Source organism: Streptomyces sp. CNB091 (assembly GCF_000377965.1).
In genome coordinates this window covers 156,618-169,080 of the sequence record NZ_KB899007.1, presented here as the reverse complement: position 1 = coordinate 169,080, position 12,463 = coordinate 156,618, and the positions used below count along the sequence as shown (strand labels likewise).

Genomic DNA, 12,463 nt, shown 5'->3' with positions numbered 1-12,463 from the left:
GTCGGGGGTTCAGTCCTCGAAGAGCGCTGCCAGTCGGGGCAGTCGGCGGCGGTTCGCGGCGGCGTCCTCGGCGTCCCAGCTCTCGCCCGCCGGGTCCGCCGGGCGTATGCGGTCGCGCAGCGCCGCCTCGACCGCGGCGTCGAGGGAGGCGGTCTCGCGACGGAGACGGTGGTAGGCCTCGGCGATCGGGGCGTTCAGGGACTCGTATCCGATCCAGCCGCGCTCTCCCCGGCTCATCCGGATCACCACCGGCAGTCCGGCCAGCGTGTCCGGATCGGCCACCGCCCGGGTGAAGGTCTCCCGGCCGAGCAGGGCGAGCCCGTCACGGAAGTCCATGAAGCCGTCGTCGCCGCAGCCGCCCTCGATGAGGTAGGCCGCGTTCCACAGGGGCCACCGGTAGGCGGACCGGTTCACGTCCACCGCGGTGACGGCGAAGGCCGCGATCCGCTCCAGCTCCAGGGAGGCGAGCACGTCGGTCAGGGCTCCGGGCAAGGGGTCGTCGGGCGGGTCCCGGTCGTCCGCCCGGTCCCCGACCGCGTCGCGAGCCCGCTCGACGAGCCCCCACCACTCGTTGATGTCCATGGGGAGAAGCCTAGGAGGAGGGTCTGACAACGCCCCCTCCTCCTCGGCTGCCGCGTCCTCCCGGGCCGCCGCGTCCTCCCGGACTGCCGCGTGCTCCCGGACTGCCGCGTGCTCCCGGACTGCCGCGTGCTCCCGGGCTCGTCCTCCCGGGCTCGTCCTCCCGGGCCCCCGCGGTCAGAGAGCCGGTGCGTCCGGCCCGATCCGGCTCCGTACCGCCGTCTGGACCTCGGCCTCCTCGGCCGGGTCGGCGGCGAGGCGGCGCAGGCGTTCGGCGACGCGGACGTCTCCGGTCTCGGCGTGCAGGGCGGCCACCTCGCGGGTGGTCTCCTCGCAGTCCCAGAGGCACTCCACCGCGAACCCGGTCGGGTAGGACGGGTCAGTGGCGGCCAGGGCGCGGGCGGCCCTGCCCCGCAGGTGCGAGGAGGACGTCTCGCGGTAGACGTGGCGCAGCACGGGCGCGGCGCAGCCGATGCCGAGGCGGCCCGCTCCGTCGACCAGCGTCCACAGCCGGGGGGCGTCGGGTCCGTCGCCGCGTACGGCCTCCCGCAGCGCGCCGAGGACTTGGGGAGCGTCCTGGGCGGTGCCTCGGCAGGCGAGCACTCCGGCGGCCGAGGCCCCCAGCGCGTCGGGGCGGTGGGCCCAGCGCCGGGCCCGTTCCACAGCGTCGTCGCAGGTCATCCGCTCGAAGGCGGCGATGGCCGTGTCGGCGACGGTGCGGGCGGGGCTGACGGCGGCGGCCTCGATGAGGTCGAGGACGGCGGGGTCGCCCGCCTCCGCGAGGTAGTGCAGGGCGGCGCAGCGGGCGCCTTCGGGGCCGCTGCGGGCGGCCCCGACGATCACGGGCAGGTCGTCGGGTCCGGCGACGGCGGAGAGGCAGCGGGCCGCGGGGACGTGCAGTTCGCTGCCGCGTTCCAGGGCCTGCTGGGCCCAGTCGAAGACGGCCTGGACGCTCCAGCCGGGGCGGGGACCCCCAGGGCGCATCTGGCGTTGCCATCGGTCGAACGAGCCCTGTTCGCCGGCGGCCCTGACCCGGGCGCCGACCGCCGCGCGCGGGTCGTCGGCCCACAGCCGCCAGGGGCGCGGCTCGAAGGAGTCCCGTACGGCGGCGGCGAGGTCAGCCGAGCCCTGGTGGGTGGCCGGGAAGCGGGCGAGGACGGGCAGCGCGAGGGAGCGCAGGCCGGCGTCGTCGTCGCGCAGGGCGAGTTCGTCCAGGGCCCAGGCCCAGTTGGCGCCGGTCGCCGCGTAGCGGCGGAGCAGGGCCAGGGCGTCGTCGCGCCCGTAGGAGGCGAGGTGGCCGAGGACGGACAGCGCCAGACCGGTCCGGGAGTCGTCGGTGTCGATGAGGTCGTCGGGATCGGCGAGGTGTCGCTCGATCTCCTCGATACCGCCGTCGAGGTCGAGGTAGAGGCGCGCGTAGTAGAGGGAGCGGTTCTCCACCTGCCAGTCGTGACGGGGGTCGCTCACGACGCAGTGGTTGAGAGCCGCGAGGGCCTCGGGGCGCGGTGCGGCGAGCGCGTGGAGCGTGCCGTCGCCGCGGCCCCTCTGCAACAGGCCGAGCAGGGTGCCGCTCGGCGCTATGAACGGATCGAACATGGGAGAAAGCCTCACATCAAGCTGTCGACGCAACCGGGACTGTGCAGTGCCCCGTGCCTCTCGGCACGTGGGGATGTCCGGGGGGACACCGTTACGCCGCGCAGTGACATGATCGGCCGACCGCCGTCTTTCGCCTGGTGTAGAGCATCTTCCTCTGCCTCTCGTCGGTGGCCCTGAGCGGGCCCGCGACGTCATGATGACCCAGCCATTTCGCCACCGCGACCACATTTACGACGGACCGGTCAGCGGAGCCCACGGCGGACGCGCGACGGGGCGCGCCCGCCGGCGTCTCACCGGGCACCGAAGCGTTCCAGCAGGTCGGTCTTGCCGAACATCCGGGCCGTGTCCAGCGCGGACGGCGTTCCCGCGGCCGGGTCGGCGCCGGCGGCGAGCAGCGCGTCGACGACGGCGTCCTCGCCCTTGAAGACGGCTCCGGCCAGCGGGGTCTGGCCCCGGTCGTTGGCCCGGTCCGGGTCGGCCTCACGGGCCACGAGGGCGGCGACCGTCCCGGCGTGCCCGTGGTAGGCGGCGAGCATGAGCAGCGTGTCGCCCCGGTCGTTGGTGAGGTTGGCGGGGACTCCGGCCTCGACGTACGCGGTGAGCGCCTCGGTGTCGCCGGCGCGGGCCAGGTCGAAGACCTTGGTCGCCAGCTCGACCACCTCGGGATCAGGGGTTTCGCTCATCGGACGGACCGCCTTCCTTGACTGCTGCCACGGCTGTCACCGCCGCGGTTGACCTGGTGGGGAGTACGGCACGGGACCGTACGAGTGAATCGACAGGGTACTGCTCCCGGGCCGACATGACCCGGCCCGGATACGGCAAGGGATCACCGCGGCTGATCCTGCCCGGCACGGACGAGGTGATGCCGCCCCTCGGGTGCCTACTTCTGTGAGCCAGTCAAGTGAAAGTGCAGGATATTCACTCGATTGCACCTTTTGTCATATAGATACTTCTCGTGATCCTGGAAGGACTCATGGTGACTGTCCCCTTCGACCAGGAGAGAACCACTCATGATCCTTTCCATCTCGGGCGTGGTACTGCTCGCCATCGTCGTCTTCCTGTTCTTCAAGAAGGACGGGCTCAAGGCCTCCCACGCCATCGTCTGCGCCCTGTTCGGCTTCTACCTGGCCGGCACCGCCATCGCCCCGAGCATCACGGCGGGCGGGGCGAGCCTCGCCGGCCTACTGGGCGGGATCAAGTTCTGACGCTCCGCGACCGCTCCCACCCCTACAGGAGACCGATGTGGCACGGCGACCACTCCCCCGCATTCTGAGCAGCGGCAGCGCTTCGATCACTCGCGGCAGAGAGATCGCGCGCACGGCCGCCGACAGCGCCACCGATGTCCTCCATCCGCTGATCACCGTGGTCCGCGGACTGCGGCTGCTGGCCGTGTCCGGCCGGCGGAAGTGGGTCGCGACGCCCAAGGAGCGGCGTGGGCCCAGGCTGCTCCTCGGCGCGGCCTGCGTGCTCGTGGTGGCGCTCGTCCCCTACGGGCCGATCCTGGCCCTGGTCACGGTGATGGGCGCTGCCGCGTGGAAGGGGCGGGAGCGGATCCCCGTGCGGACCGGGCCCGACGACGCGGAGACCGCGCGTCTGCGGTCGCTGTACGAGGCGCTCGTGCCGTACTTCTCGACGCCCGACGACCCCGATCCGCTGTTCGCCCACGGCGGCGACTGGGGGAAAGCCTTCGACGGGTACGCCTTCGACGCCGACGGGCGGCTCACCCGTCTGCGGGTCTCCTACCCCGCGTACTTCACGGACGGCGAGCCGGCCGCCCGCTCCCGGATCGAGCAGTTGCTCCACACCAAGTCCGGCCGGGGGCGCGAGTACCACTTCGGCTGGGACGAGGAGGCCAACCGTCTCGTCATGACCGTGCTGGACGCGCTCCCCACGACGATCGCCGCCCAGCGCTTCGTCACCGCCGCCGGTGAGACGGTGCTCGGCTTCACCGACCCGGACGCCGTCTCGCGCACCGTCCCCGTGCGCGACGGCGACATGACGGTGGACGCCTCGCCCGTGGTCTGGCGGACCGGCGGCCGCTCCACCGAACCGCACCTGCTGGCCGTCGGGCAGCCCGGCGGCGGCACCACGACCCTGGTCCGCTCGATCGCCCTCCAGGCGCTCCGGGACGGCGACGTCATCGTGGTCGACGGCAGCGGCACCGGCGAGTACGGCGCCCTCGCGGGGCGCGGCGGCGTCCTCGCCGTGGAGTCCGGCCTCGGCGGGGCGCTGGCGACGCTGGAGTGGGCGGCGCACGAGACGGAGCGCCGGCTGATCGCCGCCAACCGGGCCCGGCAGAGCGGCCACCCCGTGCCGGACGACATCCGGCGCCCGCTGTGGATCCTGCTGGACCGCCCCTGCGCGCTGGGCCATCTCGCGGCGGCCGACGGCAGGCCCGATCCGCTGGAGCTGCTCCGGATCCCGCTGCGGCACGGCCGGGCCGCCCAGGTCACCGTCGTGCTGGCCGAGCAGTTCGACGCGCTGGACACCCTCACCGAGACCGTCACGACCCACACGCGCGCCCGCGCGGTCCTCGGGCCGGCCTCCCGCGAACAGATCGCGGCCGTCCTCGGCGCCGAACCGCACACCACGCCGCCGCCCGAGGTCCCCCCGGGACGCGGTTACGTCCGCCTCGGCGCGGGCCCGGTCCTGCGGCTCCAGGTGCCCGCCACCCCGGACCCGTACGACGACGCCACGAGCGACGCGCACCGGCAGGCGGTGCTCGACCTGCTGCCCGACCGACACCCCCCGATGGAGGCGGCCCCGGCGAGGGAGCCCGCCGACGAGGGCCCCCCGACGGAGCAGGTCCCCGTGGCAGTGGAGGCGGCGGCCCGTCCGGGCGAGGCCGTGCCGGTGGAGGCGGTGGTCGCCGAGGCCAGGCCGTCCGAACCCCTGGCGCGGGCGCAGCCGGCGGGCGCCGAGAGCTGAACGGGGAGCACCGCCGCGGGCGGGAGGCGGACCATCGACGGTCCGCCTCCCGCCCGCGGGTGTCCGTGCCCGGCCCAGAAGGCTCAGGCCACGAAGCTGCGCGGGGCGTCGGCCCCCACGCCCGCCCCGGAACGCACCAGGTCCACCGCGGCGGCCAGCCGTACGGCCGCCTCGTCCGCGACGGGCCCACTGACCGTGAACGGCAGCCGTACGTACCCCTCGAAGGCCCCGTCGACCCCGAAACGGGGGCCCGACGGCACCCGGACGCCGACCCGTTCGCCGGCCACGGCCAACCGCGATCCGGAGAGGCCCCCGGTGCGCACCCACAGCGTCAGTCCGCCGCGCGGCACGGCGAACTCCCAGTCCGGCAGCTCCCGGCGCACCGCCGCGACCAGGGCGTCCCGGTTCTCCCGCGCCTGGCCGCGCCGGACCTCGACGGCCTGTTCCCAGCCGCCCGTGCCCATGAGCCAGTTGATGGCGAGCTGTTCCAGGACGGGGGTGCCCATGTCGGCGTAGGCGCGGGCGGCGACCAGGCTGCGGATGACGTCGGGGGCCGCGCGCACCCAGCCGATGCGCATACCGGCCCAGAAGGCCTTGCTGGCCGAGCCGACGGTCAGGACCGTGCTGCCCGCCGGGTCGAAGGCGCAGACACGGCGCGGCATGTCGATGTCGGCGTCCAGGCGCAGTTCGTTCATGGTCTCGTCGACGACCAGGACCGTTCCGGCGGACCGGGCCGCGTCCACCAGGTCCCGGCGCTGCTGCTCGTCGGCGAGCGCGCCGGTGGGGTTGTGGAAGTCGGCCACCACATAGGCGAGCCGGGGCGCGGCGTCCCGCAGCACCTGGCGCCAGCGGTTCATGTCCCAGCCGCCGAGCCCTTCCTCCATCGCGACCGGGACGAGGCGGGCGCCCGTCTCGCGCATCAGCTGGAGGATGTTGGCGTAACTGGGGGACTCGACCGCGATCCGTTCGCCGCGGCCCGCGAAGAGGTGACAGATCGCGTCGATGGCGCCCATCGCGCCGGTGGTGACCATGATCTGTTCGGGCATGGTCGGGATGCCGAGCGCGGTGTAGCGCTCGGCGATCATCTGCCGCAGGGCGGGCAGTCCGGCCGGGTAGTCGCCGTGCGTGTGGGCGTACGGCGGCAGCTCCTCCAGCGCCCCCTGGACGGCGCGGGTCAGCCAGGGCTCGGGCGCGGGCAGGGCCGCACAGCCCAGGTCGATCATCGAGCCGAGCGACTCCGGCGGCAGTGGTTCGAGACCGCGGGCGGGCAGCGGGTTGCCGGCCGGGACGGCGGTCCAGCTGCCGGCGCCGCGCCGGGACTCCAGGAAGCCCTCGGCGCGCAGCGCCTCGTAGGCCGCCGCGACGGTCGTACGGCTGACGGCCAGGGCGAGGGCCAGCTCGCGTTCGGCGGGGAGGCGGGCGGCGACCGGGACCCGGCCCTCCAGGACGAGCAGCCGCACCCCGTCGGCGAGCGCACGGTAGGCGGGCGGCTTGCGGCCGCCGGGTCCGATGGGCCGGGCCTGCTGCGACCCGAGCTGCCGGGCGAGCTGTGCCGCCCCCACCGTCGATGTCCACTGCGCCATAAAATTCAGTCCACCTTCCTCGGATTGGCCATAGTTGGTGACCGATCCCCTGCCACAGAGTGGCACGAAGCAGTCCACTACCACTACAGCAGGAGGCACGACGTGGCCAGGACCACCGGCCGGAGCACCACTCACCTCACCCGGCGGCTGGTCCAGCTGTACGTCGGCCTGACGCTGTACGGGGCGAGCTCCGCGCTCCTGGTGCGGGCCGAACTGGGCCTGGAGCCGTGGGGTGTGCTGCATCAGGGCCTCGCGGAGCTGACCGGGATATCGATCGGCGTGGTGTCGATCGTCGTCGGCGCGGTGGTGCTGCTGCTGTGGATCCCGCTGCGCCAGCGGCCGGGGCTCGGCACGGTCTCGAACGTCTTCGTGGTCGGGCTGGCGATGGACGGGACGCTCGCCGTGGTCGGCGACGTGGACGGGCTCGGGTTCCGCGTTCCCGTGATGGTCCTGGGCATCGTGCTCAACGGGGTGGCGACCGGGCTGTACATCGCCGCCCGGTTCGGGCCGGGGCCTCGCGACGGGCTGATGACCGGGCTGAACCGGGTCACCGGGCGTTCCATCCGGCTGGTCCGCACGGCGATCGAGGTGGCGGTCGTGGTGACCGGGTTCCTGCTGGGCGGCTCACTGGGGGCGGGCACGGTGCTCTACGCGCTGGCCATCGGCCCGCTGGCCCAGTTCTTCCTGCGGATGTTCGCGCTCCCCGAGCCCGCCGGACCGGGTGCCACCGTCGCCTCGGGCGAGCCGTCCACCCCCGCGCCGCCCGCCGGTTCCGGCCCCGTTGCCGACCCGGCGTCCGGGCAGGCCATACTGCCGCAGTGAATCCGAGCCACCCTTACCTGGACCACCCGGCGCCGATCGCCTTCGCCCATCGCGGCGGGGCGGCGGACGGCGTGGAGAACACCGCGACCGCCTTCCGCCGGGCGTCCGAGGCGGGCTACCGCTACTTCGAGACCGATGTGCACACCACGGCGGACGGCCGTCTCGTCGCCTTCCACGACGCGACGCTGGACCGGGTCACCGATGCCCGGGGCCGGATCTCCGCGCTGCCCTGGAGCGAGGTGCGCCGGGCCCGGGTCGGGGGCAGTGAGCCGCTCCCGCTCTTCGAGGAGCTCCTGGAGGAGTTCCCCAAGGCCCGCTGGAACGTGGACCTCAAGGCGGAATCGGCGCTGGAGCCGCTGCTCGGCCTGATCCGTCGCACCGATACCTGGGACCGGGTCTGCGTCGGCTCGTTCTCGGAGGCGCGGGTGGCCCGCGCCCACCGCCTGGCGGGCCCCCGGCTGGCCACGTCGTACGGGGTGCGCGGCGTACTGGGGCTGCGCCTGCGTTCGTACGGCATCGGGGCGGCGCTGCGCGCGGGCGCGGTCTGCGCCCAGGTCCCGGAGCGGCAGGGCGGCGTCCCGGTGGTGGACGCCCGCTTCGTCCGCACGGCGCACGCGCTCGGGCTCCAGGTGCACGTCTGGACGGTGAACGAACCGGAGCGGATGGCGGCGCTCCTGGACCTCGGCGTGGATGGCATCATGACCGATCACATCGAGACGCTGCGTACGGTGCTGAGCGAGCGGGGGGCATGGTCCTGACGCCCGGTCCGTCCACGTCCACAGGGGACGACCGAGGGGGCGCGGCTTGAGCACCGGGACCACAAAGGCCGATCCGGCCGGGCAGCCGCCGGACGACGGGACGGCGGCCGCCCGCAGACGCGAGCAGCACGGCTGGTACTTCTACGACTTCGCGTGCTCCGTCTACTCCACCAGCGTGCTGACCGTCTTCCTCGGTCCGTATCTGACGTCGATCGCCAAGGCGGCGGCCGATCCCGACGGGTTCGTGCACCCGCTGGGCATACCCGTGCGCGCGGGTTCGCTGTTCGCGTACTCCGTCTCGGCTTCCATCGTGGTGGCCGTCGTGCTGATGCCGATCGTGGGCGCGGCGGCGGACCGTACCGGGCGCAAGAAGCCGCTCCTGGCGGCGGCGGCCTACACGGGGGCCGCGGCGACTGCGGGGATGTTCTTCCTGGACGGCCACCGCTATCTGCTGGGCGCGTTCCTGTTGATCGTGGCGAACGCCTCCATCTCCGTTTCGATGGTCCTGTACAACGCCTATCTGCCGCAGATCGCCGAGCCGGAGGAGCGCGACGCGGTCTCCTCGCGCGGCTGGGCGTTCGGCTACACCTCGGGCGCCGTCGTACTGGTCCTCAACCTGATCCTCTACACCGGCCACGAGTCCTTCGGGCTCGCGGAGTCCGACGCGGTGCGGATCTGCCTCGCGTCGGCCGGTGTGTGGTGGGGCGCGTTCACCCTCGTACCGTTGCGCCGGCTGCGTGACCGCCGGATCCCGCCGGGCGGTGAGGGCGCGGTCGGATCCGGGTGGCAGCAGCTGAGAGCGACCTTGCGCGACATGCGGCGCCACCCGCTGACGCTCTCCTTCCTGCTCGCCTATCTCGTCTACAACGACGGGGTCCAGACGGTGATCTCGCAGGCCTCGCTGTACGGCTCCGAGGAGCTGGGCCTGGATCAGACGACGCTGATCGTCGCCGTGCTGCTGGTGCAGGTCCTGGCGGTGGCGGGGGCGCTCGGCATGGGGCGGCTCGCCCGGACGTACGGGGCGAAGCGCACCATTCTGGGATCGCTGGTGATCTGGACCCTCATCCTGATCTCCGCCTATCTGCTGCCCGCCGACGCTCCGGGGTTCTTCTTCGTTCTGGCGGCGGCGATCGGCCTGGTGCTGGGCGGCAGCCAGGCCCTGTCGCGGTCACTGTTCTCGCACCTGGTGCCGCGCGGCAAGGAGGCGGAGTACTTCTCCGCGTACGAGCTGAGCGACCGCGGACTGAGCTGGCTGGGGCCCCTGGTGTTCGGTCTGGCGTACCAGCTGACCGGCAGCTATCGCGACGCGATCATCTCGCTGATCGTGTTCTTCGCGCTCGGCGCGGTGCTGCTCGCGCGGGTCCCGGTGAGGCGTGCGGTGGAGGCGGCGGGCAACCCCGTGCCGGAACGGATTTAGACGTTGAAGTCAAAGGGCGGTAGTATACGTCTTTGGCCTGCCCGGGAGGACCGTTACTGCCAGTGGAAGCGACTCAACCGTTGAGTGACAACTTCCACCAGAGGTGACAAACCGGGCAAGCGCGGGTACTCAACCCAGATAAAGCAGCGGCACGACGGGCGACGCATGACCGGCAACGGGAATCTTTACCGCCGACCGGACGTTGACCGGATGACGACGACAGCGACATTTTGTCCTGTGGGCGACAAGCCCGGGAGGCACGATTCATGAGTGAGCGAGCTCTCCGCGGCACGCGACTTGTGGTTACCAGCTACGAGACGGACCGCGGCATCGATCTGGCCCCGCGCCAGGCGGTGGAGTACGCATGCCAGAACGGACATCGATTTGAGATGCCGTTCTCGGTAGAAGCAGAGATTCCGCCGGAGTGGGAGTGCAAGGCGTGCGGCGCCCAGGCACTCCTGGTGGACGGGGATGGCCCCGAGGAGAAGAAGGGCAAGCCGGCGCGCACGCACTGGGACATGCTCATGGAGCGGCGCACCCGCGAGGAGCTGGAGGAGGTGCTGGCCGAGAGGCTGGCGGTTCTGCGCTCCGGAGCCATGAACATCGCCGTGCACCCGCGGGACAGCAGGAAGTCTGCCTGACCGCGTAGTACCGCACAGCAGCACAGCACCAAGAGCCGCGGGCCGTGACACAGAACATGTGTCACGGCCCGCGGCTCTTGGCATACCCCCAGGCATGGTCCCGGCCGCAGGGCTCGCCGGCACGCCGGGAGCCCCCGTCAGGGCGTGAGGGGCGGGCGGGGGCCCCGGGGGTCGTCGTCGGGCCCGGACGGCGCCTGGGAGCCGTCCTCGCGGATGACCTCGCCCTGGACGACCTTTCCGTCCGGCCGGCCCATCCTGGCCTGCTGAAAGGCGTCCGAGAGGCCCCCGGGCGCCGCGGCCCGCATACGGCGCTCCAGCGAGCGCTCCGCGTACCGGCTGACCATGGTGCGCACCGGCGGCACCAGCAGGATCAGGCCGGCCGCGTCCGAGATCAGGCCGGGGATCAGGAGCAGCAGCCCGCCCAGCATCAGCAGCCCGTTGCCCCGGGAGCCCTTGCCGCCCGCGGGGGCGGCCGGCGGCGTGGCCGGGGCGCCGGGCTGCCCCGGCATCTGCTGGAGGGTCTCGGTCAGGTTCTTGAAGGCGCGTCGGCCCGCGCGCTTGATGACCGCGGCGCCGAGCACGGCCCCGGCCACCAGGATCAGCAGGACGACGAGGCCGCCGGCGGCCGAGGCGACCAGGGTCAGGAGCCAGATCTCCAGGACCAGCCAGGCGGCCAGGGCCAGCGGCAGGAATCTACGGGCGCGCGAGCGCCGGGGACGGGTCGGGGGCGGAGTGCCGGTCGTCATGTCCCCAGTGTGCCTGTACGGGCGTGCGAACGGCGTAAGCGGGTGATCATGAAGCCGGTCGGGCCGCGCCCACGTTCTAGAGGGTCTTGCGGCCCATGACCTTGTTCGCGCGGGAGCTGATGCCCCAGCCGGTGACCCGCCACAGCGCCTCGACGAGGATGTCCCGGCTCATCTTGGAGTCACCGATCTCCCGGTCGACGAAGGTGATGGGGACCTCGACCACGTGATAGCCCGCCTCGACCGCACGGCGGGCGAGATCCACCTGGAAGCAGTAGCCCTGCGAGGCGACCTCGTCCAGTCCGAGGCCGTCGAGCGTCCCGGTGCGGAAGGCGCGGTAGCCGCCGGTGACGTCCCGGACGGAGAGACCGAGGGCCAGCCGGGAGTAGAGGCTGCCGCCGCGCGAGATCACCTCACGGCTCTTGGGCCAGTTGACCACGCGGCCGCCCGGCACCCAGCGGGATCCGAGGACCAGGTCGGCGCCCTTCAGCGCGGTGAGCAGCCGGGGCAGCTCCTCGGGCTGGTGGGAGCCGTCCGCGTCCATTTCGACGAGCACGCCGTAGCCGTGCTCGGAGCCCCAGGCGAAGCCCGCGAGGTAGGCGGCGCCGAGTCCTTCCTTGCCCTTGCGGTGCAGGACGTGGACCTGGTCGTCGGCCGCGGCGATCTCGTCGGCCGCCTTGCCGGTGCCGTCGGGGCTGTTGTCGTCGGCCACCAGGATGTCGGCATCCGGGACGGCGGTACGCACCCGGTCGACGATCGGCCCGATGTTCTCGACCTCGTTGTAGGTCGGAATGATCACCAGAACCCTGCCGAGCGGGCCGAACTGCCTCTGACCGCCGTCGTTCACTACTGCCCCTTAGAGTCCGTACACAGGGGGACACCATATCCAGCGCACCGCCGTCGGGCGCCGACGCGGTCGCGCGGGCGCGTGGCGCGGCGCGGACAGACCCGTGGAACTGCGGACAGAACACGGGCCCGGGACCCCTCCGGGAGAAGACGCGGGACGAAGACGCGGGACGAAGACGCGGGAGAAGACGTGGGTGAAAGCGTCGGAACTTCGGATCGGGGCCCGGCGCGCCCTTCGGGCCGACCTGGGACCCGCTGGCTGCGGGTCGACCGAAAGCCGTTGTCTACTGAACGTCCGGGCCCCACCCGGGTCCCACCCTCCGTCCGGCTGCAACCTTCCCTCGCCCCCGAGGCGCGGGCGCTGAACCTGGCTGTCGGCGGTGGTGGGCCGGTGCGGCACACCACCTCATGACCCAGCGGCGTTCGACGACTGCGTGGAGGTTTAACCGGACGGACGTCCTGTGGTGGACCCGGCCGAACCTACCGGCCCGTGGGCGCTTTCTGTCAACACCCGTGCGACCTGCGACTTTTTCCGGAACCGCCTGGTCAG

The 12,463-nt window shown here is 72.8% G+C and carries 12 protein-coding genes; 6 read left to right on the top strand and 6 right to left on the bottom strand.

Annotation, left to right across the window (positions count from 1 at the left end):
- Positions 1-9: 9 nt before the first annotated feature.
- From D581_RS0128840 to D581_RS0128830, 3 genes are all read right to left on the bottom strand, one after another.
- Positions 10-582 (bottom strand): DUF4240 domain-containing protein, encoded by a 573-nt coding sequence (locus D581_RS0128840; RefSeq protein ID WP_018960618.1) that lies wholly within the window; start codon positions 580-582, stop codon positions 10-12.
- A gap of 174 nt (positions 583-756) precedes the next feature.
- Positions 757-2,175 carry a hypothetical protein gene (locus tag D581_RS0128835; RefSeq protein ID WP_018960617.1) on the bottom strand — a complete coding sequence of 473 codons (1,419 nt, stop codon included), beginning with the start codon at positions 2,173-2,175 and terminating at the stop codon, positions 757-759.
- A 290-nt stretch (positions 2,176-2,465) separates the two neighbouring features.
- Complete coding sequence (locus D581_RS0128830; protein WP_018960616.1) at positions 2,466-2,858, bottom strand: ankyrin repeat domain-containing protein; 393 nt, start codon at positions 2,856-2,858, stop codon at positions 2,466-2,468.
- Positions 2,859-3,185: 327 nt separating this feature from the next.
- Here D581_RS0128830 and D581_RS0128825 point away from each other — a divergent pair, with 327 nt between their 5' ends.
- The gene (locus D581_RS0128825) at positions 3,186-3,380 is read left to right on the top strand and encodes a hypothetical protein (RefSeq protein ID WP_003970432.1); all 195 of its coding nucleotides are present in this window, start codon (positions 3,186-3,188) and stop codon (positions 3,378-3,380) included.
- A gap of 37 nt (positions 3,381-3,417) precedes the next feature.
- Positions 3,418-5,103 (top strand): membrane protein, encoded by a 1,686-nt coding sequence (locus D581_RS0128820; protein ID WP_018960615.1) that lies wholly within the window; start codon positions 3,418-3,420, stop codon positions 5,101-5,103.
- A gap of 83 nt (positions 5,104-5,186) precedes the next feature.
- Here the strand turns inward: D581_RS0128820 and D581_RS0128815 are convergent, their stop codons facing one another.
- A complete protein-coding gene (locus tag D581_RS0128815) occupies positions 5,187-6,686 on the bottom strand; it encodes an SCO1417 family PLP biosynthesis transcription factor (RefSeq protein WP_018960614.1) in 1,500 nt (499 codons plus the stop codon).
- Between the two features lie 102 nt (positions 6,687-6,788).
- Between D581_RS0128815 and yczE the strand changes: the two genes are divergently transcribed.
- The 4 genes from yczE to D581_RS0128795 all read left to right on the top strand — a co-directional run bounded on the left by yczE (position 6,789) and on the right by D581_RS0128795 (position 10,324).
- Positions 6,789-7,508 (top strand): membrane protein YczE, encoded by a 720-nt coding sequence (yczE, locus tag D581_RS0128810; RefSeq protein ID WP_018960613.1) that lies wholly within the window; start codon positions 6,789-6,791, stop codon positions 7,506-7,508.
- Positions 7,505-8,266, top strand: a complete 762-nt coding sequence (locus D581_RS0128805; protein WP_018960612.1) for a glycerophosphodiester phosphodiesterase family protein — start codon at positions 7,505-7,507, stop codon at positions 8,264-8,266. The genes yczE and D581_RS0128805 overlap by 4 nt, the downstream gene beginning before the upstream one ends.
- Before the next feature lie 46 nt (positions 8,267-8,312).
- Positions 8,313-9,683 (top strand): MFS transporter, encoded by a 1,371-nt coding sequence (locus D581_RS0128800; protein WP_018960611.1) that lies wholly within the window; start codon positions 8,313-8,315, stop codon positions 9,681-9,683.
- A gap of 266 nt (positions 9,684-9,949) precedes the next feature.
- Positions 9,950-10,324 (top strand): RNA polymerase-binding protein RbpA, encoded by a 375-nt coding sequence (locus D581_RS0128795; RefSeq protein WP_003959706.1) that lies wholly within the window; start codon positions 9,950-9,952, stop codon positions 10,322-10,324.
- A 137-nt stretch (positions 10,325-10,461) separates the two neighbouring features.
- On the opposite strand, the gene fxsA is transcribed toward D581_RS0128795, so the two are convergent.
- Together fxsA and D581_RS0128785 are read right to left on the bottom strand one after the other, a co-directional pair.
- The gene (gene fxsA, locus D581_RS0128790; RefSeq protein ID WP_018960610.1) at positions 10,462-11,070 is read right to left on the bottom strand and encodes an FxsA family membrane protein; all 609 of its coding nucleotides are present in this window, start codon (positions 11,068-11,070) and stop codon (positions 10,462-10,464) included.
- Between the two features lie 76 nt (positions 11,071-11,146).
- Entirely contained in the window at positions 11,147-11,914 is a 768-nt protein-coding gene (locus tag D581_RS0128785) for a polyprenol monophosphomannose synthase (RefSeq protein WP_018960609.1), read from the bottom strand.
- Positions 11,915-12,463 lie beyond the last annotated feature (549 nt).